This is a genomic window from Paenibacillus sp. FSL R7-277 (genome assembly GCF_000517965.1).
In the GTDB taxonomy this organism is placed as follows: domain Bacteria; phylum Bacillota; class Bacilli; order Paenibacillales; family Paenibacillaceae; genus Paenibacillus_AQ; species Paenibacillus_AQ silagei.
Map to the genome: position 1 here is coordinate 363,187 of NZ_ASPX01000115.1, position 21,972 is coordinate 385,158.

General features: G+C 52.9%; 26 protein-coding genes. 17 read left to right on the forward strand and 9 right to left on the reverse strand.

What is annotated here, in order from left to right; translation table 11 throughout:
* Positions 1-64 precede the first annotated feature (64 nt).
* Positions 65-436, reverse strand: a complete 372-nt coding sequence (locus tag C173_RS29495) for a hypothetical protein (RefSeq protein WP_036731966.1) — start codon at positions 434-436, stop codon at positions 65-67.
* A 237-nt stretch (positions 437-673) separates the two neighbouring features.
* Between C173_RS29495 and C173_RS29500 the strand changes: the two genes are divergently transcribed.
* On the forward strand, positions 674-1,333 hold the full coding sequence (locus tag C173_RS29500) for a helix-turn-helix domain-containing protein (protein ID WP_036731967.1): 660 nt from the start codon (positions 674-676) through the stop codon (positions 1,331-1,333).
* Positions 1,334-1,452: 119 nt separating this feature from the next.
* On the forward strand, positions 1,453-1,761 hold the full coding sequence (locus tag C173_RS29505; RefSeq protein ID WP_036698353.1) for a hypothetical protein: 309 nt from the start codon (positions 1,453-1,455) through the stop codon (positions 1,759-1,761).
* A 100-nt stretch (positions 1,762-1,861) separates the two neighbouring features.
* On the opposite strand, the gene C173_RS33985 is transcribed toward C173_RS29505, so the two are convergent.
* From C173_RS33985 to C173_RS29520, 4 genes are all read right to left on the reverse strand, one after another.
* A complete protein-coding gene (locus tag C173_RS33985) occupies positions 1,862-2,035 on the reverse strand; it encodes a sporulation histidine kinase inhibitor Sda (RefSeq protein ID WP_081751395.1) in 174 nt (57 codons plus the stop codon).
* 234 nt (positions 2,036-2,269) lie between these two features.
* Entirely contained in the window at positions 2,270-2,605 is a 336-nt protein-coding gene (locus C173_RS29510; RefSeq protein ID WP_036731968.1) for a LytTR family DNA-binding domain-containing protein, read from the reverse strand.
* A 137-nt stretch (positions 2,606-2,742) separates the two neighbouring features.
* Positions 2,743-3,270 (reverse strand): accessory gene regulator B family protein, encoded by a 528-nt coding sequence (locus C173_RS35730; protein WP_036731970.1) that lies wholly within the window; start codon positions 3,268-3,270, stop codon positions 2,743-2,745.
* Entirely contained in the window at positions 3,251-3,916 is a 666-nt protein-coding gene (locus C173_RS29520; RefSeq protein WP_036731972.1) for a hypothetical protein, read from the reverse strand. Before C173_RS29520 ends, C173_RS35730 begins: the two co-directional genes overlap by 20 nt.
* A 137-nt stretch (positions 3,917-4,053) precedes the next feature.
* Here C173_RS29520 and C173_RS29525 point away from each other — a divergent pair, with 137 nt between their 5' ends.
* Positions 4,054-4,572: a DinB family protein gene (locus C173_RS29525; RefSeq protein ID WP_036731975.1), complete on the forward strand. Its 519-nt coding sequence runs from the start codon at positions 4,054-4,056 to the stop codon at positions 4,570-4,572.
* Between the two features lie 15 nt (positions 4,573-4,587).
* Positions 4,588-4,842, forward strand: coding sequence for a hypothetical protein (locus C173_RS29530; RefSeq protein WP_036731977.1), 255 nt, complete (start codon positions 4,588-4,590; stop codon positions 4,840-4,842).
* 73 nt (positions 4,843-4,915) lie between these two features.
* Here C173_RS29530 and C173_RS29535 read toward each other — a convergent pair whose 3' ends face one another.
* Positions 4,916-5,485: a thymidine kinase gene (locus tag C173_RS29535; protein WP_036731981.1), complete on the reverse strand. Its 570-nt coding sequence runs from the start codon at positions 5,483-5,485 to the stop codon at positions 4,916-4,918.
* Positions 5,486-5,667: 182 nt separating this feature from the next.
* Between C173_RS29535 and C173_RS29540 the strand changes: the two genes are divergently transcribed.
* The 3 genes from C173_RS29540 to C173_RS29550 are packed head-to-tail and all read left to right on the forward strand — an operon-like array spanning position 5,668 to position 9,466.
* Positions 5,668-5,877: a hypothetical protein gene (locus C173_RS29540; RefSeq protein ID WP_036731984.1), complete on the forward strand. Its 210-nt coding sequence runs from the start codon at positions 5,668-5,670 to the stop codon at positions 5,875-5,877.
* An 18-nt stretch (positions 5,878-5,895) separates the two neighbouring features.
* The gene (locus C173_RS29545) at positions 5,896-7,638 is read left to right on the forward strand and encodes an ABC transporter ATP-binding protein (protein WP_036731987.1); all 1,743 of its coding nucleotides are present in this window, start codon (positions 5,896-5,898) and stop codon (positions 7,636-7,638) included.
* Entirely contained in the window at positions 7,619-9,466 is a 1,848-nt protein-coding gene (locus tag C173_RS29550) for an ABC transporter ATP-binding protein (protein WP_036731990.1), read from the forward strand. The genes C173_RS29545 and C173_RS29550 overlap by 20 nt, the downstream gene beginning before the upstream one ends.
* 794 nt (positions 9,467-10,260) lie before the next feature.
* On the opposite strand, the gene C173_RS29555 is transcribed toward C173_RS29550, so the two are convergent.
* Positions 10,261-10,566 (reverse strand): DUF2627 domain-containing protein, encoded by a 306-nt coding sequence (locus C173_RS29555; RefSeq protein ID WP_036731993.1) that lies wholly within the window; start codon positions 10,564-10,566, stop codon positions 10,261-10,263.
* A 167-nt stretch (positions 10,567-10,733) separates the two neighbouring features.
* Between C173_RS29555 and lpdA the strand changes: the two genes are divergently transcribed.
* The 5 genes from lpdA (at position 10,734) to lipB (ending at position 17,054) form a co-directional block, all read left to right on the forward strand.
* Positions 10,734-12,155, forward strand: coding sequence for a dihydrolipoyl dehydrogenase (lpdA, locus tag C173_RS29560; RefSeq protein ID WP_036731996.1), 1,422 nt, complete (start codon positions 10,734-10,736; stop codon positions 12,153-12,155).
* A gap of 295 nt (positions 12,156-12,450) precedes the next feature.
* Positions 12,451-13,482, forward strand: coding sequence for a thiamine pyrophosphate-dependent dehydrogenase E1 component subunit alpha (locus C173_RS29565; RefSeq protein WP_036731999.1), 1,032 nt, complete (start codon positions 12,451-12,453; stop codon positions 13,480-13,482).
* A gap of 3 nt (positions 13,483-13,485) precedes the next feature.
* A complete protein-coding gene (locus C173_RS29570; protein ID WP_036698320.1) occupies positions 13,486-14,472 on the forward strand; it encodes an alpha-ketoacid dehydrogenase subunit beta in 987 nt (328 codons plus the stop codon).
* Positions 14,473-14,840: 368 nt separating this feature from the next.
* Positions 14,841-16,280 carry a dihydrolipoamide acetyltransferase family protein gene (locus tag C173_RS29575; RefSeq protein ID WP_036732002.1) on the forward strand — a complete coding sequence of 480 codons (1,440 nt, stop codon included), beginning with the start codon at positions 14,841-14,843 and terminating at the stop codon, positions 16,278-16,280.
* Between the two features lie 33 nt (positions 16,281-16,313).
* The gene (gene lipB / locus C173_RS29580; RefSeq protein ID WP_425355100.1) at positions 16,314-17,054 is read left to right on the forward strand and encodes a lipoyl(octanoyl) transferase LipB; all 741 of its coding nucleotides are present in this window, start codon (positions 16,314-16,316) and stop codon (positions 17,052-17,054) included.
* Between the two features lie 12 nt (positions 17,055-17,066).
* Here lipB and prli42 read toward each other — a convergent pair whose 3' ends face one another.
* A complete protein-coding gene (prli42, locus tag C173_RS34390; RefSeq protein WP_155991680.1) occupies positions 17,067-17,168 on the reverse strand; it encodes a stressosome-associated protein Prli42 in 102 nt (33 codons plus the stop codon).
* A gap of 99 nt (positions 17,169-17,267) precedes the next feature.
* Between prli42 and C173_RS29585 the strand changes: the two genes are divergently transcribed.
* A complete protein-coding gene (locus C173_RS29585; RefSeq protein ID WP_036732007.1) occupies positions 17,268-18,395 on the forward strand; it encodes a M20/M25/M40 family metallo-hydrolase in 1,128 nt (375 codons plus the stop codon).
* Between the two features lie 167 nt (positions 18,396-18,562).
* On the opposite strand, the gene C173_RS34395 is transcribed toward C173_RS29585, so the two are convergent.
* On the reverse strand, positions 18,563-18,736 hold the full coding sequence (locus tag C173_RS34395; protein ID WP_155991681.1) for a hypothetical protein: 174 nt from the start codon (positions 18,734-18,736) through the stop codon (positions 18,563-18,565).
* 77 nt (positions 18,737-18,813) lie between these two features.
* On the opposite strand from C173_RS34395, the gene C173_RS29590 reads away from it, so the two are divergent.
* The 4 genes from C173_RS29590 to fur all read left to right on the forward strand — a co-directional run bounded on the left by C173_RS29590 (position 18,814) and on the right by fur (position 21,891).
* Positions 18,814-19,386 (forward strand): NUDIX domain-containing protein, encoded by a 573-nt coding sequence (locus C173_RS29590; protein WP_051478605.1) that lies wholly within the window; start codon positions 18,814-18,816, stop codon positions 19,384-19,386.
* The gene (locus C173_RS29595) at positions 19,377-20,570 is read left to right on the forward strand and encodes an endonuclease Q family protein (protein ID WP_036732011.1); all 1,194 of its coding nucleotides are present in this window, start codon (positions 19,377-19,379) and stop codon (positions 20,568-20,570) included. Before C173_RS29590 ends, C173_RS29595 begins: the two co-directional genes overlap by 10 nt.
* Before the next feature lie 67 nt (positions 20,571-20,637).
* On the forward strand, positions 20,638-21,273 hold the full coding sequence (gene spoIIM, locus C173_RS29600; protein WP_036732014.1) for a stage II sporulation protein M: 636 nt from the start codon (positions 20,638-20,640) through the stop codon (positions 21,271-21,273).
* A 150-nt stretch (positions 21,274-21,423) separates the two neighbouring features.
* On the forward strand, positions 21,424-21,891 hold the full coding sequence (gene fur, locus C173_RS29605; RefSeq protein ID WP_036732017.1) for a ferric iron uptake transcriptional regulator: 468 nt from the start codon (positions 21,424-21,426) through the stop codon (positions 21,889-21,891).
* Positions 21,892-21,972 lie beyond the last annotated feature (81 nt).

Sequence of the window (21,972 nt, forward strand, 5' to 3'; positions counted from 1 at the left end):
AGAAACCGACCAAGCCATTGCTTGGTCGGTTTTGTTATAAATATAAGCTTATATTTCATATACCTTAATTAACGGACTGGTTGCCCAGACTGCTCAGGTAAGCATCGGCTTCTTGATATGTAGGATAATGCACGGCGAATTTGCCGAACAGTCTTTTCATTTGCATTTTCCAGACTGGGGAGTCTGCAACGTATACCCAGCCGCCTACTCCTGCTTCTACCGCGCGGTCACCGGTGGGAGCGAGCATTGCGGCTACTTCAGGAGAGAGCACGGTTGGGGAACCTGTCACATCAGTTACTCCGGTAAAGCCTGGCTTCAGCTGCTTCAGAGCGTTTTCAAAATCTGCTATGTAGGCGGGTACGTCACTCTCAGTGAGGCCGTAGGCTCTAACGATCACCTGGTTTTTTGCAAGATTGACTTCCATTGTGTAAGACATGAACATTCCTCCAGTTGTGGTATTAAGTTTACATTAGGTTATATCGGATAAGATTGGGGTCTATTTGAGAGAATAAGGAAAACGGATTAGAATGGTTCTCATTTATGGGAATTAACCCCATATATTAAGGGGATATGGAGGGTTTTACGCTTCTCGCCTAAAGAATTTACACAAACAATTGTTATTATGAAACACAAATTGTTGTCTTGTGTTATGATATAGGTAGAGGTGGCTCTTATGAACGATTTCGATAATTACCCCGATGAGCTGGGGAATTTCATCCGGCACTTCAGGAAGGCCCGGGGGTTAACCCTCAGGGGGCTGGAAGAGAAGAGCGGCATCAGTTATTCACAGCTCAGCAAGATTGAACGGGGAGAGAGTATCCCGCTTAAGGATAACCTGGATAAGATCATTGAAGCACTCGGAGGGGATCTCAAGAACCGGATGTATCATTTGGCCGACTATATGCCTGATATTGAGTACATCAAGACGCTGAAGCAGGGCTACAAGCTGCCTAAGCATAATCAGTCCCAGGACTACATTTACGAGACGGCGTTCAACAAGCTGAAGGAATTCCGGGCGAAGGAAGACAAAGAAACGTCATATGTTTCCTTTGATTCTGACGAGGTCATCGTTTATGAGACGGAATATGGGGCAGGAATGGTTATAGAGAAGATCGAGAAGTACAACCTGACCGATGTGCTTAACGATATATTCGAGGGAAGTCTGGACAGTCTCCGCAGGCAGCCGCGCCAAGGGCGTCAGGCATACTTATTCGGAGAATGGCTGCGTGAAGGTATCTTCGAGCTGAAGGAAGAGGAACAGGATCAGGTCATTCAGGCCTTGAAGGAATTCACCCAGTTCAAAGTACAACAGATCAAGGGCGTGTACAAGTAAAGAAGGGCCCGGCTTAGCGTGCTTGCAAAATGAATAATGTTGCCCTTTCTTGCAGCCATCTATTCATCTTGATCCATAAACAAACTACAAATGGTTAGACAGAAAAGGGGATAAGAATCATGAGAATCAATATGAAGTTCACCAGCAAAGGGAAAGCGGCCATCGAGAATTTCAACAACGAAGAGCTGTTGGAGATTTTTGCAAGATACATCAAGACACTGACCAAAAAATACGATATTGAAGTAGATGTGCCGCTTGAAGTGAATCAGAATATCGTTGCCGATGGAACCGTCATTGCTATGGCCCAGAACGTCAAATGTGATGCCGAGACCTTCTTCAAAGAGCTGGGACGCGATATCAAGGTTCCCCTCAAGAAGCGGCTCGGCGGGAAGCTGGAGAATGTGTTCAAGACCGAAATCATCGAGTAGGCGTAAGCTTGTTGCTCACCAAAAACCATCCCCACACATTGTGGAGGATGGTTTTTTGGCATCTGTGGAGGTATATCCTATGGGTGGAGAGCTTCGCATTCTAATGATGTTGGGTTCCTGAAAGATTCCGCGTGGTGAGAACATTCCTGATAATCTGGATAAAATCCGGTGAAGCCTTGGCTTCCAGCGCCAATTCGTAGATGTTCATTAATTGTTCGTTAGACAATAGCTCAAGTGATGAGGGGCGCGGAGAAGGATGAAAGTAAGTATCCATTGTATTCCTCCATCATGGTTGAGAGTAGTGGAAAAGATAATTAAGATATTAATGAAATGCTTCTATGTAAATGGTACCATCTGGAATATAATCCGTCTGCTGTCATTCGCCCTCTGAATTTTACTTTACATAAGTTGGATAATATGTGATAATAGTTGATTTTGTTTCTCTTAGCCTTTCATGACTACAAAAAAGCAGCGAACCTATAAAAAGGATCGCTGCTCTCTTTACATTCTATGACTGTGGTTCGTTCTTATGCAAAGCCAAAAATCTGCGGATACGTGGTTCATTGGATTCAGATACCGTTGCAAATTGTTCCCCTTGATTGAACAGAACAATCTTCCGTTCCGGATCATAACCGTCAATATTGCCAATGTTGACTACATTGCTGCGGTCAAGACGTTCAAAGCCCATGCCTCCGTAAGCTATGTACAAATCGGAAAGAGTGGTAGGGAGAACAAATTCGCCTTCTTTCGTATGGACAAATATCGTATTCTTATGGTTAGAGAAATACAATATCTCCTCATCCTCAATATTGCGGGATGAGCCGTCGTTTAGTAAGACACGCATGTACTCCCCATCCTTGTGTAATTACTTACGTAATTCTTTTGGTGCTTCCGGGCTGTGAATCCAAATTTTCAGTATTTTCGTAAAGAACAGTGCTGATGAAGTCAAAATTACGGATGAATAGCGTGCAAAGTTCTTTTTCACTTGACTGTCTCCTTTTTGGGCAATGAAATTATAGTTAAGGACTGAGCGAAGAAAGCGAGTCCTAGAACATGGGATTGAATAAAAAGATTAGAACTAACCATTAACACTGATAATACTTTTAATAATGGATAATAGCGTAAAGGAACATGCACATTGGCATCAGGGTTAGGCGCGAATATCACAATTATAATCAAAGAGAACATATTAATAAGTATAAAGTGTTGTTCAGATAGGAATGTAATATGAGGCAAAGAAGAACATAAAATGATGGAGATAATATTACAAGCTGTTGCAGATTTTAGATGCTTACCACCAGATATAAATCTAAGAATAGCGAAACCAAATAGGGCAATGGCAGTTGTTGCAATACTTCCAGTTGACCACCCAATGAAAAAAGATATGAATATAATAAGCAGGGAGTTAAGTATTATACTGAGAGAATATTGCATGATCTCAATGGAACTGGTTTCCTGGGGATTGGCTCGTTTTATCATAGAGGCAATCTTAAAACATAGTGTATTCATGCCCACTTCTATCCTTTTTATAAGATAAATAAATATAACAAAACATTAGTGCAAAATATAGTAAGGGTAGAGTGATGAAGTATCCTGAGTTGAAAAAATGCATTATAGAAATTACAACCGCGGCTGTTGGGAGATTCAGAATAAACAACAATTTTTCGCGCTTGCTAATTTTAATAGAGCCATTAGGTTTATCTGGCACGTAGTCGAAGCCTTTGCGCTTATAACCAATATAATATCCGATGAAGATAGCTGTGGAAGCCGTTAAAAGCTGCAAAAAGTAAGTGGTTAAGTCCAATCCAAGAAAGGTTTTTTCTGATAATACACCAACTTTGTTAAAGAAGAGTGCATAAAGCAATTGGATGAATGTGTAGGCTTGGTATGTCATACCAGTTAATATTGCTGAGTAAAATATATGTATTCTAAAAAGCAACCAAAAGAAACATAGAATTAAGCAATACTGTAAGATAATATCAACTTCTAATTTTGAATAATTTATCCGAACGACATATGAGAAGAATGAAAGTATAAATCCAGCAAATAACATCTCTTTTGGATAAATATCAATCTTAAAAGCTTTGAAAGCTAAATAAAACATAGCGTATGCTTCCAGAATGGAAAACACCATATAAAGCACAAAATCCAGCATGCTTACACTCCCGGGAAATAGATTAACAAATCTGTAATCCTGGTGATATTATACATAATAGGCTAAGATACAACAACAGGTTTTGACACAATCCGGCAAATATTTCTTAAAAATTGGTTTGGAGAGGGGTTTTTACCATGGATCAGCGTCCTGCGCAAGGAGAGTATACCGAATTTCAGTCCAGATATATTACACTGGTGCCGCCGGAAGGAGCACTGGGCGTTATTCTAAGAGAGCAGACTCAGGAGGTGCTGGCTCTGCTTGGCGGGCTGACAGAGGAGCAAGGGGCCTACCGCTATGCCCCCGGGAAGTGGAGTATCAAGGAAATGCTAGGGCATCTGACGGATAATGACCGCATTATGTCTTACCGCTTGCTTTGTTTTGCGAGGGGAGAACAGGCGCCGCTGCCGGGCTATGAGGAGAATGATTATGCGGCTGCCGGGGCGTTCGACCGCTTCACGCTGCAAGAGATGATTGCGCACTACCGGATCGTCCGCGAGTCCACCTTGGCGCTGGTAGACAGTCTGGTGGATAATGATTATACCCGTACAGGCAGCTCCAATGGCATTGCGATGTCGGTTAGAGCGCAGATTGCTCTGATCATTGGACATGAGCGGCATCATCTGCGGATTCTTCGTGAACGTTATTTGAACTAAAGGGAGGTGACGCACGTGGGCTTACTTAGAGGCATCTGGCATTTCTTCGTCCCGAGGGAGCGCACGTTAATATACACCACGTTCGATCAGGGACAATATCTCCGGGTCAAAAGCCGCCTTGCAGCAGCAGGCATCCCGCACCGTTCCCGGATTAATGGCGGAATGAGAGAGACCACACGGCGTGCTAACTTCGGCGGGAAGGCTACGATCCAGCATGATCTGTTCGTCCTCAAGGAGGATGAGCACAGGGCGCTTCAAGCGGTTCAATAGACTGGCACACAAAAAAACGCATTCTGGCCTGTTGAGGGCTGGAGTGCGTTTTAATGTTCTGTTTTAGGGTATTTTACAATGGAGGATTCTTGTGGCATTTACGGCAGACCGGGTAATAGGCTTCATTGCCGCCGATCTGGATCTGTTTGCCGCTGTATACCGGCTTGCCGTTCTCGACCCGCAGCGCCATGGTGGCTTTCCGTGCGCAGAACCAGCAGATGGTCTTCATTTCTTCAATCTTGTCGGCGTAGATCAGCATATATTTGCTGCCTTCGAACAGATTGTTCTGGAAATCATTTTTGAGGCCGAAGGCCATCACCGGAATGTCCAGCTCATCCACAATACGCACCAGCTGCAGGATGCAGTCCTTGCTCAGGAACTGGCACTCGTCGATCAGTACACAGTGCGGCTTCGGCAGACTGCTGCTGACAATGCTGTAGATATCGGTCTGCTCGTCGATAGGAATGGCCTGCTTGCGCAGTCCGATCCGGGAGGAGATGTATCCCACTTCATCCCGGTTATCAATGGAAGGTGTGAAGAGGAGCACCGACTTGCCCTGCTCTTCATAATTATGTGCAACCTTGAGAATCTCAATGGATTTGCCGCTGTTCATAGCTCCATACCTGAAAAATAATTGTGCCACGTCCATCTATCCTTTCACTGTTGAGCTAATCTGCAACACGACCCAAAAATCGACCTTTCTAGAGTATCATACTCGGGGCCGGAGTAGCCAGTGCAAACATTGCTTCCGCCCGGGATGTGCTATAATGAACGCAATTGTGTCTTCAGCAGGAGAATATAGTGAACAGAAGGGAAGTTAGTCAGGTGACAGAGAAATTGGAGCAATATAAGGAACGGATCCATGCGCTGAAGGAGAAGGGGGAGCTCATCCCCGATACGGAGAATTTACTGGAAGACATGCTGGCCGAGCTCACCGAGCTGAACCGCAGCAACAAGGCACTGCGCCGGGTCATTTTGAAGTCGGGACAAGGCTCTGCCATGTCTACCCGCCTGCGGGATGCGCTCTACGAATAAGCAAATGGGGTATCTTCGATGAAGCTAATGTTGACTTTTCTTAAAAAATACCGGGTCGCCGCCATTGCCGCGCTGGTCATGATGCTGATTGAGCTGGCCGTGGAGCTGTCGCAGCCGCTGCTGATCTCCAAAATCATTGATGACGGTATCCGGCAACAGGACACGGCTGTCGTCTGGCTGTGGGGCGGGGTGCTGGTAGGGAGTGCCGCTGTGGCGTTTCTGGCGGGAATACTCAGCTCCTTTTTTGCGTCGCATGTCAGCCAGGGGTTTGCATTCGACCTGCGTGACAAGCTGTATGAAAAGGTACAGTCGTTCTCTTACGATATTTTTAGCCGCTTCCCTACCTCGTCCCTGATCACCCGCCTTACCGGGGATGTAACACAAATTCAGGATACGATATTCATGGGGCTACGGTTCATGACCCGTATTCCGCTGGTTGTGATCGGAAGCGTGATTATGGCGCTTGTTGTACATATCAAGCTGGGGCTGCTGCTGACCGTGACGCTGCCGTTTTTGGTGATTTTCATGATCTGGCTGATGCGCAGAGCGTCCGAGCTGTTCCGCAATGTGCAGAGCCGGCTCGACGGCGTGAATGGTGTGATTCAGGAGAATTTGACCGGAATCCGGCTGATCCGTGTATTTGTGCGGATGGGCCATGAGATTGGACGGTTCGCAACATTCAGCGGAGAGCTGATGAGATCGACTATTGCTGCGCTGCGGCTTACTGAGACCTCAACCCCGTTCATAATGATCATCGTCAATGCCGGGATTCTGGCTGTGCTGTGGTTCGGGCGGATTGAGATCTCTGCAGGGGATGCGACGCTGGGGCAGACGGTTGCTGTCATTAACTACTCGCTGCGGACGATGGGAGCGCTATCAGCGCTATCCTGGATTATGGTCAGCTTCTCCCGCGCACGGGCGTCTTCGGGACGGGTCACTGAAGTGATGGCGGCAAGCGATGGCCCGGGCGAGCTGGGTATGACTTCTGGAGAAGGTCTTGCGTCAGCTGTTCAAGGCAAGGTTGAATTCCAGCGGGTCAGCTTCAGCTATCCCGGCAGTGATATTAAGGTGCTTGACGATATCTCCTTCACGGTGCAGCCGGGGGAACGCGTGGCGATTATGGGCGCGACCGGCTCAGGCAAATCCTCTCTGGTAACGCTGATTCCCAGGCTGTATGAATGCGGCAGCGGGAGCATCCTGGTGGACGGACAGAAGCATACGGAGATGGATATGCAGACCTTACGGGGCTCGATTGGCTATGTACCTCAGGAGGTGCTGCTATTCACCGGCTCGATCCGGGAGAATATAGCCTGGGGAAATGCAGCGGCGAGTCAGGCAGAGATTGAGCAGGCAGCAGCGGCAGCGCAGATTCATGACACAGTTGCCGGGCTGCCGCAGGGCTACGATACTGCCCTTGGGCAACGCGGAGTTAATCTGTCGGGCGGGCAGAAGCAGCGTCTGAGCATTGCACGGGCGCTGGTGCGCAGACCGGCGATCCTGATTCTGGATGACAGCACCAGTGCGCTTGATGCGGTGACGGAGGGGCTTTTGCTGGCAGAGCTGAAGAAGTTGTCCTGCACGACCTTCCTGATCACACAGAAAATTAGCTCCACTGCTTCGGCGGATCTAATTCTGCTGCTGGACGAAGGCCGGCTCATTGCGCAGGGGACCCATTCCGAACTAATGGATGAGTCCGCGCTGTACCGCAAAATCTATCAATCGCAGACAGGGGAGGGGCAGCATGTTCAAAGCACTCATTGAGCCGTTCCGCTATCCGAAGCTGGAAGTAGGCCACGGTGAAGCCAAGGTCTTCGGGGCGATGGGCAGCCGGAAGCCGAAGGCGAAGGCCAAGAACTGGTCTGGCACATTAGGACGTATATGGACTTATCTCGCTGAACGCCGGACAAAGCTGCTACTGGTGCTGTTCATGGTTCTACTAAGCTCAGCTTTGTCGCTCCTTGGACCCTACCTGATCAGCCGGGCAGTGGACGACTATCTGGGCGGGGAGGGCGGAAGAACGTGGGGCCTCTTCCTGCTGGTGCTGGCGCTCGTCTACCTGCTGAATTCCCTGGTCTCCTGGCTGCAAAATGTCTGGATGATCGAAGTGGCCCAGGAGACGGTCTACCGGATGCGGACGGATCTGTTCTCACACCTGCACCGCCTGCCGATCTCCTTCTTCAACCGCAGGCAGCAGGGAGAGATTATGAGCCGTCTGACCAATGATATCGAGAATATCAGCTCGACGCTGAACAGCTCGGCGATTCAGATTTTTTCCAGTATCCTGACGCTGGTGGGAACGGTTGGCGTAATGCTATGGCTCAGTCCGCTCTTGACGCTGCTAACCTTCATTGTGGTGCCGCTGATGATGCTGGGGATGCGCTGGATCACCCGGCGGACCGGCCCGCTGTTCAAGGAGCGGCAGCGGAATATGGGTGAGCTGAACGGGTTCATCGAAGAGACCTTGTCTGGACAGCGGATTATCAAAGCCTTCTCGCAGGAGGAGCGGGTAATTACCGGCTTCAGAGAGCGCAATACACGGATTATGCTGTCGGGGTATTGGGCGCAATCGATTTCGGGCTTCATTCCTAAGCTGATGAATGGTCTGAACAATCTGAGCTTTGCCATCGTGGCCGGAGTCGGGGGGCTGCTTGCAATCCGCGGGCTGGTGACGGTGGGGATTATTATCGCTTTTGCCGAATATGCCCGCCAGTTCACCCGGCCGCTGAATGATCTGGCGAACCAATGGAACACGCTGCTGTCGGCGATCGCCGGTGCGGAGCGCGTCTTCGAGGTGTTGGATGAAGAGACCGAGGCCCGGGATGAGGGCGCGGCGGTGAAGCTTGCGCATGTTGAGGGCGCTGTGAAGTTCTCGGAGGTCTCCTTCTCCTATGATGGGGGGGCAGATACGCTGCAGGATATTTCATTTGAAGCGAAGCCCGGTGAGATGATTGCGCTGGTCGGACCTACCGGTGCTGGCAAAACGACGCTAATCGGCCTGCTGTCCCGCTTCTACGATCCGAGCCGGGGCAGCATTACGCTGGACGGGCGGGAGCTGTCAACGGTCACCCGTGAGAGTCTGCGCAGCCATATGGCCTTCGTCCTCCAGGACTCCTTCCTGTTCAAAGGTACGATCCGCGATAATATCCGCTACGGCCGGCTGGATGCAACCGATGAAGAGGTGGAGGAGGCTGCGAAGCTGGCCAATGCCCATGCCTTCATCATGAGACTCCAGGACGGCTACGACCGGATGCTGTCTGTGGACGGCAGCGGTATCAGCCAGGGACAGAAGCAGCTCTTGGCTATTGCCCGGGCAATTTTGGCGAATCCGTCTATGCTGGTGCTGGATGAGGCGACGAGCAGCATCGATACGGTGACCGAGATCAAAATTCAGGAAGGGCTCCAGGCGCTGATGCGCGGCCGGACCAGCTTCGTGATCGCCCACCGGCTGGGCACGATCCGCGCAGCCGACCGCATCCTGGTGCTTGAGGGCGGACGCCTGCTTCAGCAGGGTTCGCATGAGGAGCTGCTCCGGCAGGGCGGCCTCTATAGTCAGCTGGTGCGGGGAAGTAAGGACGCGGCCGGGGAGTAAGGATGAGAGATGGTTGAGGCATGAGTGAGGCATGGTGAGGGTGAAGCACGGGAAGTGTAACGCTGATGCTGGCGCTGATGCTCACGCTAATGCTGATGCTCACGCTAATGCTCACACTTGCGTTGAAGGCTGTACGTAGAGGCTACGGCGGTGGAATTGGTAAGGTAACTGTATTTTGTGCAGTAGAAATCTGATTTTTGAGTGGAAAATGGTATTCTACTGTATTTGGTACATTAGATTTTGCTGATTTGAGCAGAAAAGTGGGGGTTGTTCGAATTCTACTGTACGAAGTGCAATAGCTTCTGAATTTTGCTGGAGATTACCCTTTTCTGTTGTACATTGTGCAATTGTGCTGTTCGTAAGCTCTAATATCGTATCACATACCTGTGAACCGTATCTCTTATCTCGCGGATAGTTGTATTTCGTGCAGCTATAATGCTGCGGATTAACGAATAAGCTGGCATAGATGTATTCCGTACAACTAAGATCAGGCACATTAGTCTTTAAACGCAATGTAGAGATTTATAAGTGTACGAAGTGCAGCTAAACCTCACAATGGGCCTGATCCGAGCATTTTAGTTGTACAAAATGCACTTAGCACTTGAGTAACAGGCACGTAATGCTTGAACGATAGACTCGTAGCGCACTCTCACAGAGTACAGCGTGCTGTTCACGCGGTGTCTGGCGTGGATCGGGAGTCCTCCAGTTAAAAGTTCGATAGCTACTAACAAGGGGATGCCTCAGCAGCCGGTTCGTTCATGGCTTGAGGCATCCCCTGTTTCAATGGAATATAATTAGGAGCGGGCTTCGGAGGACGGGGGCTGCTGTGCTTGCTGCTTCTCCCGGAAGCGGGGGCCAACGTAGTTCTTTTTGCGGTCACGGGCCAGAATCCAGCCGCCGAGGAAGGTCATGCCCGCCAGGAATAAAAGCAGGCCGCCGCCGAAATGCAGCCACGCAAATTTGGGAATAGCAGTCTCATCGCCATGCATGGCGAAATAGTTGAACAGATCATCTTTCATCATCAGGAAGCCCGTCATCGCCAGGAGGCCGGGGATCACCAGAATAAGGATGGCAATGAAGCGTGAAATCAGCAGTTTCATCACAGTCGCTCCTCTTCGCAGCCGTTTGAATTCACCCATATGATAACGCTTTAACCTGCAAAAGTCCATGAATACATGACGTTTGTATGTTTTGTATTACTCCCGAAAGAGAGTACAATATAATAGATTGAACTGAATTCAAGAGGAATGACTGGAGGATACATATCATGACAATGACCTGTGATGTGGCGATACTTGGGGGAGGCACCGGCGGTTATGTGGCAGCGATCCGCGCTGCGCAGCTGGGCAAATCCGTTGTCGTTATTGAAATGGACAAGCTGGGCGGAACCTGCCTGCACCGCGGCTGTATTCCCAGCAAATCACTGCTGCGCAGTGCAGAGGTATTGGCTGAAATCAACGAGAGCGAAAGCTACGGTATAGAGACTACGGGCACCAAGCTGGTGTTCCCCAAAGTGCAGCAGCGCAAGGAAGCGGTAGTAGAGCAGCTACATCAGGGGGTGCAGTATCTGATGCGCAAGCACAAGATTCAGGTGCTGAAGGGCAAAGGCCGGATCATCGGGCCTTCGATCTTCTCCCCGCGAAGCGGCGCTGTAGCTGTAGAAATGGAGAATGGCGAGATGGAGACCGTGGTCTCCACGAATCTCATCATCGCTACCGGCTCGCGTCCGCGCATTCTGCCTGGCCTGGTGCCTGACGGCAAGGTGATTCTGAGCAGTGAAGAGGCGCTTACGCTTGAGGAGCTACCGGCCTCGATTATTATTGTGGGCGGCGGGGTAATCGGAGTGGAGTGGGCATCCATGCTGGCTGATTTCGGAGTGCAGGTGACTGTCGTCGAGGCAGCCGGGCAGCTGTTGCCGCAGGAGGATGAAGAGGTGGCCCGCGAGCTGCTGCGTCTGCTGAAGAAACGCGGAGTCCGGGTGCTCACCGGAACAACGGTGGATGCCGAGACCTGCACAGTGTCGGAGACAGGGATTACGATTGAAGCCCGCAAGGGGGAGCAGAGCCAGAGTCTATCGGCTGATAAGCTGCTCGTATCCGTGGGACGCGTGGCGAACATCGAGAATCTCGGACTGGAAAACACAGATATCCGCTTCGATACAGGTGTCATTGCGGTAAATGCCAATATGCAGACGGGTGAGCCGCATATCTATGCGATTGGCGATTGTATCGGCGGACTGCAGCTGGCTCACGCGGCCAGCCATGAAGGCATCCGTGCGGTCAACCATCTGGCGGGCGAAGCGCTCCATCCATATGAGACTCATCTGGTTCCCCGCTGTGTCTATACACGGCCGGAAGTGGCAAGTGTCGGTTACACAGAGAAGGAAGCGAAGGAGCTCGGCCGTGAGACGGTGACCGGCAAATTCCCGTTCTCCGCCATCGGCAAAGCCATTGTCTACGGCATGAAGGACGGCTTCGTGAAGGTAGTGGCTGACGCGAAGAACGGGGATATCCTCGGTGTGCAGATGATCGGCCCGCATGTGACCGATCTGATCGGCGAAGCGGCGCTGGCCCAGATCCTGGATGCTACACCTTGGGAGGTCGGGGAGGCTGTACATGCTCATCCGACACTGTCGGAGGTGCTGGGCGAGGCGATGCTGGCGGTGGATGGAAGAGCAATCGGATTCTAGCGTGCGATAGAGAGCTTAACAAGAAGGCCGGAGGGAGCGGGAGGCGCGTAATGCGCTGATATCGCTCCATACCGGCTATATTTGTTCGGTTCCAGAGCCTTGCCTTGGCGGAGGGATTTTGGCTTTTCTTTTTGCCGCGAAAAAGATTATAATGGATTTAGTACCTGGTGATAGGATCAGGGCATATATATTTAGTATTAGGGTCAACCCGCCTGGCGGACGCATCCTGAACCTGTTAGAGATAGCGGGGCTGGAAGCTGAGCGCCGGCAATACTTTTTAGGAGGTACCTCTTATATGGAATCCCAAGGTACTGTAGACACCGTTAACAGACATAAGCAGCTTGGACTCACAGACGGCCAGGTTATCGATATGTACAGATTCATGCAGCTCGGACGGAAATATGATGAGCGCAGTCTGCTGCTGCAGCGTGCGGGCAAGATCAATTTCCATGTATCCGGCATCGGGCAGGAGGCGGCACAGGTCGCGGCGGCATTTGCACTGGACCGGGAGAATGACTATTTCCTTCCCTATTACCGGGACTATGCGTTTGTCCTCTCTGTCGGAATGACCACGCGCGAGCTGATGCTCTCCGTCTTCGCCAAGGCGGAAGATCCGAACAGCGGCGGCCGGCAGATGCCGGGCCATTTCGGCAGCAAGCGCCTGCGGATTGTAACGGGCTCCAGCCCGGTCACGACCCAGGTTCCGCATGCGGCAGGCTTCGCGCTGGCGGCGAAGATGCAGAAGAAGAAGTTCGTCTCTTTCGTTACCTTCGGGGAAGGCTCCAGCAACCAGGGGGATTTCCATGAAGCGTGTAACTTTGCCGGTGTGAATAAGCTGCCTATGATTATTTTTTGCCAGAACAATCAGTATGCGATCTCGATTCCTGCTCACAAGCAGCTTGGCGGCAAGGTCAGCGACCGTGCGCTCGGCTACGGCTTCCCCGGCATCCGGGTGGACGGCAATGATCCGCTTGAGGTGTACCGCGTAGTGAAAGAAGCCCGCGAACGTGCGCTTGCCGGTGAAGGCCCGACCCTGATTGAAGCGATGATGTACCGCTTGTCGCCGCACTCCACTTCGGATAATGATCTGGCTTACCGGACCCAGGAGGAAGTCGATGAGAACTGGAAAAAAGACGGCATCGCCGCGTTCCGCACTTATCTGACCGGACTCGGTCTATGGAGTGACGAGCAGGAGCGTGATCTGGCTGCCGAATATAATCTTGAACTGAAAGAGGCTATAACCTACGCGGAGAATGCGCCGTTCCCGAAACCGGAAGATACGCTGCTGCATGTCTACGATGAATCCGGCCTGAAGGGGGGCGCTTAAGCCATGGCGATGATGGAATATATCGATGCAATCCGGCTGGCGATGAAGGAAGAGATGGAACGTGACGAGTCGGTGTTCGTGCTGGGTGAGGATGTCGGCGTGAAGGGCGGCGTCTTCACAACGACCAAAGGCTTGCAGGAGCAGTTCGGCGCAGAACGGGTACTGGATACGCCGCTTGCGGAATCTGCTATTGCAGGGGTGGCCATCGGCGCTGCGATGTACGGCATGAAGCCGATTGCCGAGATGCAGTACTCGGATTTCATGCTGCCCGCAACGAACCAGATTATCAGTGAAGCCGCCAAAATCCGCTACCGTTCCAATAATGACTGGAATTGTCCGGTCGTCATCCGTGCGCCGATCGGCGGCGGCATCTTCGGCGGGCTGTACCATTCGCAGTGCCCGGAGTCGATCTTCTTCGGCACGCCGGGGCTTAAGATTGTGGCTCCTTATTCGGCTGCAGATGCGAAGGGACTGCTCAAGGCCGCTGTCCGTGATCCTGATCCGGTGCTGTTCTTCGAAAACAAGAAATGCTACAAGCTGATCAAGGGCGATGTGCCGGAAGGCGACTACACGGTGCCGATTGGTGAAGCGAATCTGCTGCGTGAAGGCAGCGATATTACGGTGATCGGGTATAGCCTGCCGCTGCATTTTGCGATGCAGGCAGCGGAGGAGCTGGAGAAGGAGCATGGCGTAACCGCACATATCCTGGATCTGCGCACCCTCCAGCCGCTGGACCGCGAGGCGATTATCGCCGCTGTCCGGCAGACCGGCAAGGTGCTGATTGTCCATGAGGACAACAAGACCGGGGGCATCGGCGCTGAAGTGGCTGCGATTATCGCCGAGCACTGTCTGTTCGACCTCGATGCCCCAATCTTCCGCCTGTGCGGACCCGATGTCCCGGCGATGCCAATCTCACCGCCGATGGAGAAGTTCTTCCTGCTCAGCAAGGATAAGGTTAAGGCTGAGATGCTGCGTCTGGCGCAGTATTAAGTTCAATAGTTCATCCTACCTGGACACCGCGACCGGGACCCGAGCAAGAATATTGCAGAAAGTGCAACTTGGATATGAAATATACAGTGAATTGGGAAGAATGCTGCACGAAATACAACAATATGTCCGCTCAGCCGCCCGAATGAAGAGAATTGCTGCGTTTTGAGCAACATTTTTGATTTTGGGCAGATTTGTATGAGCGAATGTTGTATTAAGTGCAGGATTTCATGGCTGGCTTTCGAAGCCAGTTTTGTACGAAGCAAATTCAAGAAGTCCACGCTTACAAAACTAAGCCTATGCTTCCGAAGCAGTTTTGTACGAAGTAAATTCAAGAAGTCCACGCTTACAAAACATTAAGGAGTGACATTATGTCTGACAATACAACGCTGACGGATGTAATTATGCCGCAGCTGGCTGAATCGCTGGTGTCAGCGACTATCGGGAAGTGGCTGAAGCAGCCGGGTGATTCGATAGAGCAATATGAGCCGATCTGCGAGCTGATCACGGATAAGGTGAACGCGGAGCTGCCTGCAACGGTAGACGGCACCATGGCCGAGCTGCTGGCCGAAGAGGGCCAGACGGTCAGCGTCGGCGAGATCATCGCCCGCATCGCAGTGGCTGGCTCCGCTGCGCCAGCCGCTGCGGCCCCGTCACCGGCAGCTTCCGGTGACGCCACTGCACCTGCCGCTGCCCCGGCTGCGGCATCCGGCACCGCCCCGCAGGCGGCCCATGCCGCCGCGCGGCCGCCCATGCCCGCTGCGGCTTATGACGCCGCAGCTCCAATGCGGGCCCGTTACTCTCCGGCTGTGCAGACGCTGGCCGCCGAGCACGGCATCAACCTGGCGGCCGTGCCGGGCACCGGCCTGGGCGGACGTATCACACGCAAGGATGTGCTCACGTTCCTGGAGAACGGCGCCTCCGTTCAGCCGCCGGCACCCGCAGCAGCCCCTGCAGCTGCGCCTGTACCTGACGCCGCTCCTGCACCCGCTGCGCTGCAGCCTGTGTTCCAGCCGGTACATGATGAGCATCAGCAGGTCCGTAACTCCGGCCTGCACCTTAGCGAATCACCGAAGATTCCGACGATTGAGATCGAAGGCGGACGGGGCAGCAGCTCGGAATATCTGATCGATGTTACGCCGATCCGTAATACGATCGCTACAAGAATGCGCCAGAGCGTCTCAGAGATCCCGCATGCCTGGACGATGATCGAGGTCGATGTGACCAATCTGGTGGTGCTGCGCAACAAGCTGAAGGATGAGTTCAAGCGCAAAGAGGGCATTAACCTGACCTATCTCGCTTTTCTGATGAAGGCTGTGGTCAGTGCGATCAAGGATTACCCGATCATGAACTCCGTCTGGGCCGTTGACAAAATCATCGTCAAACGCGACATCAACATCTCGCTGGCTGTAGGCACAGAGGATTCCGTCATGACGCCGGTCATCAAAAAAGCCGATCAGAAGAATGTCGCCGGGCTGGCCCGCGAGATCGACGAACTGGCACTCAAGACACGGGAGGGCAAGCTGCGTCTGGACGATATGCAGGGCGGCACATTCACGGTGAACAACACCGGCTCGTTCGGCTCGATTCTGTCTTATCCGATAATTAACTATCCGCAGGCGGCAATTCTGACTTTTGAATCCATTGTCAAAAAGCCTGTCGTCATCAATGATATGATTGCCGTACGTTCGATGGCGAATATCTGTCTGTCGCTGGATCACCGGATTCTGGACGGAGTCATCAGCGGACGGTTCCTGCAGCGCGTGAAGGATAATGTGGAAGGCTACACCCCGGAGACGAAGCTCTACTAAGTAAGGCGGCTGCGGACTCCTGGGACAGGGAGAATGAGAAGCAAAGGGGAACTTATGATGATGGAGAACCTGAACCTAAGCAAACTTACAGTTACCATTCTTCCGGTGATGGAGTACGGGGCGGCCTGGGAGCTGCAAAAGGAAGCGGTGCATGCGATTGACGCGGGCACTGCTTCCGAGCAGCTGATTCTTTTGCAGCATCCGCCCACATACACCATCGGTTCGCAGAATCATCCGGAGCATCTGCTCCTCAGCGGGGAACAGCTCAGGCAGCAGGGAATTGCACTGTTTGAGATTGACCGCGGGGGAGATATTACATATCATGGGCCCGGCCAGCTGGTCGGGTACCCGCTTTTGAAGCTGGGCGAGAACGGCAAGGTTGATCTGCACGGCTATCTGCGCAAGCTGGAGTCGGTGATTATAGCGTATCTGGAGGCCTATGGCATTACGGGAACCCGCAAGCAGGGGTATACCGGGGTGTGGGTCGGGGATGAGAAAATCTGTGCAATTGGCGTAAAGTTCAACAAGTGTAAATTCCGCCGTGGGTTTGTCACCAGTCATGGCTTCGCCTTCAACGTATCGGCCGGGATCGGGCAAAGCGGCTTCACAGGCATTATCCCTTGCGGTATTGCGGAATACGGAGTGACCTCGCTTGAGGAATGCACAGGGCGCGCTTTTGACATCGGGACGGTTGCTGAAGAGCTGGTGCCTTATTTCCTGGAGCAGTTTCCGTATAGCCAAACAGCGCCCGGGGAACCGGACGCTGTTAATTAGCGCTAAGCATGATTAACCGGCCATAAACGGTTCGATGACGAACAGCACCGTAGAGGCGATCATAGCGAACAGCATGATGTAGATGATAATGCGAAACCATTTTTGTCGTTGCATGAGTGACTCCTTTGAGATTAGTTTAAGTTATGAGCATAAGCCCACAATTGAACGCAGTACAACCATTGTAACGTATCTGAGAAAGAGAGGGAAGTCCATATGATATCAGAAGACCGATTGATCCATGAGTTCATGGAGCTTGTCCAGATTGACAGTGAGACCCGGAATGAACGGCAGATTGCCGATGTGCTCAAGGAGAAGTTCAGCAGCCTGGGGCTGACTGCGGTGGAGGACGATTCGCAGGAGAGAACGGGGCACGGAGCCGGCAACCTGTTCGTGACCTGGCCTGCGGACAGCGGAGTGAGCGCGCCGAAGCTGCTGTTCACCTGCCATATGGATACCGTGGTGCCCGGCCAGAAGATCAAGCCTGCCCTGGGGGAAGACGGCTGGATTCGAAGTGATGGCAGCACCATTCTCGGAGCGGATGACAAAGCGGGGCTGGCTGCCCTGTTCGAAGCAATCCGCGTCATTCAGGAGCAGAAGCTGCCGCATGGCCAGATTCAGTTCGTCATTACGGCAGGCGAAGAGTCCGGGCTGATGGGCGCACGTGCGATGGACCCGGCACATCTGGATGCAGACATGGGCTTCGCGCTGGATTCCAACGGAGAAGTGGGAGCCATCGCGATTGCAGCACCGGCACAAGCGAAGGTAACGATGCAGATCTTCGGCAAGTCTGCCCATGCAGGCGTGAACCCGGAGGATGGCATCAGCGCCATTCAGGTAGCGAGCAAAGCGATCTCGGCGATGAAGCTTGGACGTATCGATAACGAGACGACAGCGAATATCGGCAAGTTCGCCGGCGGCGGACCGACGAATGTGGTCTGCGATCATGTGCAGCTCGATGCGGAGGCCCGCAGTATTGTGCAGGAGAAGGTTGAACTGCAGATTGCCTCCATGCGGGAGGCGCTGGAGACTACCGCACGCGACCACGGCGCGCAGAGTGAATTCCGCAGCGAGATGATCTATCCGGCGTTCAGCTTTAATGGGAATGATCCGGTTGTTCAATTGGCTGACCGGGCGATCACTTCGCTGGGCCTGACTACCCGGCTGTTCGCCTCCGGCGGCGGCAGTGATGCCAATGTGTTCAACGGTCTGAACGTTCCGGTTGTGAATCTGGCGGTTGGCTACGAGGATATCCACACCACGCAGGAGCGGATCAAGGCCGCAGACATCGTCAAGGTGGCCGGCCTGGTTGTAGCCATTGTGGCCGAGAGCCAGAAGGGCTAAGCCGAACAAGAGGCTGTGCAGGGACCGGCCAGGGCAAGGCTTTTGCTGAGACGGTCTGCTGCCGCTTAAGAATAACATTAAAGGAGCTGCTTCCGGGATGATCCGGGAGACAGCTCCTTCTTATACCCTGGAATATCATAGACGCTGACCGGAAGAACGAAGCGGCATTATCCAGCCTTGGAAGCTTTGATCCGCGAATCTGACTGGAGCAGCAGGATGTAAGCCAGGGGCATATCGCGCCCATATTGCTTCATCCACCCGGCCATTACGGCCATAATCTGTTCCGGTTTACCTACCATTGTAACTGCGGATGAGCTTGCCCGGACAAGACGATCATTCATGCCTGCATTCCTTCTTTCTTCTTAAGTTTGCTATAATACACCCTATGCATAACGATGCCAAAGGAGACCACAAATCTATGAAAAAAGATGAAATAAACCGCAACCCCACATTGGATGAGGAAACATTGTCGACGAAGCCGATTTTTGCAGGCCACATTATTTCGCTTCAGGTGGATACTGTGAGACTGCCGGACGGCAACACCGCAACCCGCGAGGTCGTGAAGCACCCTGGAGCTGTAGCCGTGCTGGCCCTGAATCAAGGTAAAATGCTGGTCGTGGAGCAGTACCGTCAGCCGATGCACCGTACCGAGGTAGAGATTCCGGCAGGGAAGCTGGACCCGGGTGAAGACCCGCTGGCGGCTGCGGGGCGTGAGCTTCAGGAGGAGACCGGATTTCATAGCGGAGGGCTGAAGCTGCTGAAGTCGTTCTACACTTCTCCCGGCTTCGCCGACGAGATCATTCACCTCTATGTGACCGAAGATGCCCAGCCGGGCGAGATGGCGCTGGACGAGGATGAGTTCCTGGAGGTCTCCGAGCTGACGCTGGAGGAAGCCTACCAGTACATTGCGGACGGACGTATTGCCGATGCCAAGACGATGATGGCGGTCTATGCCTGGCATCTTTACACGCTGACAGGCCAATGGCACTAGCGGAGGAGCTCAGCAGCGTCTACTGCGATCTGCATGTGCATATCGGACGGACTTCGGAGGGCCAGGCGGTCAAAATCAGCGGCAGCCGTGATCTGACCTTCGCCGGGATTGCCAGGGAAGCGGCGGAGCGCAAGGGGATTGGCCTGATCGGCATTATCGACAGCCACTCACCGGGCGTGCTGCGTGATATTCATACCGCGCTGGATTCCGGTGAAATGACGATAGCCGCAGGCGGCGGAATTGCGTACCGGGGGACAACGATCCTGCTGGGAACCGAGATTGAGATCCGTGAGCCCGGGCGGCGGGAGTGCCATGTCCTGGCCTTCATGCCGGAACTTGGAACGATGGAGGATTTCAGCACCTGGATGAGCGCCCATATGCGTAATGTGAATCTCAGCTCGCAGCGCCTGTACGCCCCTTCCAGGGTGCTTCAGGACGAGATTACCGGGCGGGGCGGGCTGCTGATTCCGGCACATATTTTCACGCCTCATAAGGGGCTCTATGGCTGCGCGGCCGAGCGGATGGCGGAGTTATTCGATCTGGACCGCATCGCGGCGGTGGAGCTTGGCCTCAGTGCGGATTCAGAGATGGCAGGGTATATCTCGGAGCTTGACCGTTACAGCTTCCTGACCAATTCCGATGCCCACTCCCTCGGCAAAATTGGCCGCGAGTACAATGTCATCGAGATGCGGGAGCCCTCCTTCGAGGAGCTGAAGCTGGCGCTCCGGCGCTCGGAAGGACGCAGGGTCAGTGCCAACTTCGGGCTGAATCCCCGGCTGGGCAAATATCACCGGACCTACTGCGGCGGCTGCGGCAGCATCATCGATGAAGCCTACAGCACCTCGGAGCGCTGCCCGTATTGCGGCAGTCCGAAGCTGGTCCAGGGTGTGCTGGACCGCATTCTGCATATTGCCGACCGTCCGCTGCCGCAGGTTCCGGAATATCGGCCTGCGTACCATTACCAGGTGCCGCTGGAGTTCATTCCCGGCCTCGGCAAGCGTAAGCTGAACCAGCTGCTGGAGGCTTTTGGCACAGAGATGAACATTCTGCACCGGGCTGCGGAAGCCGAGCTTGCCGCTGTAGCGGGAGCGGAGCTGGCCGGGCTGATCGTGCTGGCCCGTACAGGACAGCTCGTTCTCTCCTCGGGTGGCGGAGGCACCTACGGCAAGGTGCTCAAGAACTAAGGACAAGTCATAGATCAGGACATTCCCTCATATGGTGTAACATGTGACCGGAAAGGGGAATGTCAGGGTGCGCAGTCTAAAGCTGATGGTGAAGGAACAGACGCCTCTTTATATTTTTGTCGCGGTATTATTTCTGGTCGGGGTGGTCTTCGGAGCGCTTATCGTCACTGCGCTTACGCTGGATCAGCAGCAGGAGCTGGGCGATTACTTAAGCAATTTCTTCGTGACGGTCGATCAGCAGGGACTGCCTGCCGCGCAGGATTCATACTGGAGCATCGCCGCTTTTCATCTGAAGTGGGTCGGCCTGATCTGGGTGCTCGGCTTGTCCGTGATCGGACTTCCGGGCATTCTGATTCTGGATTTTCTCAAAGGCGTGCTGATCGGCTTCACCGTCGGCACTCTCGTCAGCCAATATTCCTGGCACGGTATGCTGTTCGCCCTGGTCTCCGTCGCTCCGCATAATCTGGTGCTGATTCCGGTGCTGCTGGTATGCAGCGCGGCGGCCCTCGGTTTCTCCCTGCTAATGATCCGCAGCCGGGTACTGGGACAGCAGCGCCGCACGCAGGTGACTCATCCGTTCATGATGTATACGCTGCTCTCGCTGGGGATGGCGCTGCTGGTGATGGGGGTCTCGGGCTTCGAGGCCTACTTGACGCCCGCGATGATGCGCTGGGTGACGCCGCTTCTGGTGTCGGCCGGGTGAGGAAGAATTTTCAAATATGGAGGATCTGTGAATGTGCGGGCCAGCCCGATCGAGATGCTAAAACCGTTTGACTTCTCAAAGGAAATCCCCCTATAATGGAAGAAGTGGCTTGAAGCCCGGTGTGGTAATTTTCCAAGGGGGAGGCAGACAATGGAAGCCCGAATAGACAAGATTAAGCAACAACTACAATCCCAAGGATACAAGCTTACACCTCAACGGGAAGCGACCTTAAGAGTTCTCCTGGAGAACGAGGATGATCATTTAAGTGCGGAAGATGTATTTATGCTTGTAAAAGAAAAGGCGCCCGAGATCGGTCTTGCCACCGTGTATCGTACCCTGGAACTGCTTAGCGAGCTTCATGTCGTGGAGAAGATCAATTTCGGAGACGGTGTGGCCCGCTATGATCTGCGTACGGATACGGCGAAGCATCATCACCATCATTTGATTTGTGTGCAGTGCGGAAGTATGGATGAGATTCGTGAGGATTGGCTGGGTCCGCTGGAAGAGCGGCTGGAGCAGGAATACAACTTCACGGTGGTTGATCATAGACTTGATTTTCACGGAATATGCCACCGCTGCAAGGATAAGAACCCGGCAGAGGACAATACTCCAGAATAAGCGTATATAGAACGTGGACTTAAGAATGCTTCATTGCGGATTTCCTAAGTTCATCTTCAAATGAGGAATGACCGCGCAAGC

Bases quoted from the DNA above. Each gene is read 5' to 3' on its own strand.
- C173_RS29495 (WP_036731966.1), bottom strand. From the start codon at position 436: ATGTCTTACACAATGGAAGTCAATCTTGCAAAAAACCAGGTGATCGTT.
- C173_RS29500 (WP_036731967.1), top strand. From the start codon at position 674: ATGAACGATTTCGATAATTACCCCGATGAGCTGGGGAATTTCATCCGG.
- C173_RS29505 (WP_036698353.1), top strand. From the start codon at position 1,453: ATGAGAATCAATATGAAGTTCACCAGCAAAGGGAAAGCGGCCATCGAG.
- C173_RS33985 (WP_081751395.1), bottom strand. From the start codon at position 2,035: ATGGATACTTACTTTCATCCTTCTCCGCGCCCCTCATCACTTGAGCTA.
- C173_RS29510 (WP_036731968.1), bottom strand. From the start codon at position 2,605: ATGCGTGTCTTACTAAACGACGGCTCATCCCGCAATATTGAGGATGAG.
- C173_RS35730 (WP_036731970.1), bottom strand. From the start codon at position 3,270: ATGAATACACTATGTTTTAAGATTGCCTCTATGATAAAACGAGCCAAT.
- C173_RS29520 (WP_036731972.1), bottom strand. From the start codon at position 3,916: ATGCTGGATTTTGTGCTTTATATGGTGTTTTCCATTCTGGAAGCATAC.
- C173_RS29525 (WP_036731975.1), top strand. From the start codon at position 4,054: ATGGATCAGCGTCCTGCGCAAGGAGAGTATACCGAATTTCAGTCCAGA.
- C173_RS29545 (WP_036731987.1), top strand. From the start codon at position 5,896: ATGAAGCTAATGTTGACTTTTCTTAAAAAATACCGGGTCGCCGCCATT.
- C173_RS29550 (WP_036731990.1), top strand. From the start codon at position 7,619: ATGTTCAAAGCACTCATTGAGCCGTTCCGCTATCCGAAGCTGGAAGTA.
- C173_RS29555 (WP_036731993.1), bottom strand. From the start codon at position 10,566: ATGAAACTGCTGATTTCACGCTTCATTGCCATCCTTATTCTGGTGATC.
- lpdA (WP_036731996.1), top strand. From the start codon at position 10,734: ATGACAATGACCTGTGATGTGGCGATACTTGGGGGAGGCACCGGCGGT.
- C173_RS29565 (WP_036731999.1), top strand. From the start codon at position 12,451: ATGGAATCCCAAGGTACTGTAGACACCGTTAACAGACATAAGCAGCTT.
- C173_RS29570 (WP_036698320.1), top strand. From the start codon at position 13,486: ATGGCGATGATGGAATATATCGATGCAATCCGGCTGGCGATGAAGGAA.
- C173_RS29575 (WP_036732002.1), top strand. From the start codon at position 14,841: ATGTCTGACAATACAACGCTGACGGATGTAATTATGCCGCAGCTGGCT.
- lipB (WP_425355100.1), top strand. From the start codon at position 16,314: ATGAGAAGCAAAGGGGAACTTATGATGATGGAGAACCTGAACCTAAGC.
- prli42 (WP_155991680.1), bottom strand. From the start codon at position 17,168: ATGCAACGACAAAAATGGTTTCGCATTATCATCTACATCATGCTGTTC.
- C173_RS29585 (WP_036732007.1), top strand. From the start codon at position 17,268: ATGATATCAGAAGACCGATTGATCCATGAGTTCATGGAGCTTGTCCAG.
- C173_RS34395 (WP_155991681.1), bottom strand. From the start codon at position 18,736: ATGAATGATCGTCTTGTCCGGGCAAGCTCATCCGCAGTTACAATGGTA.
- C173_RS29590 (WP_051478605.1), top strand. From the start codon at position 18,814: ATGAAAAAAGATGAAATAAACCGCAACCCCACATTGGATGAGGAAACA.
- C173_RS29595 (WP_036732011.1), top strand. From the start codon at position 19,377: ATGGCACTAGCGGAGGAGCTCAGCAGCGTCTACTGCGATCTGCATGTG.
- fur (WP_036732017.1), top strand. From the start codon at position 21,424: ATGGAAGCCCGAATAGACAAGATTAAGCAACAACTACAATCCCAAGGA.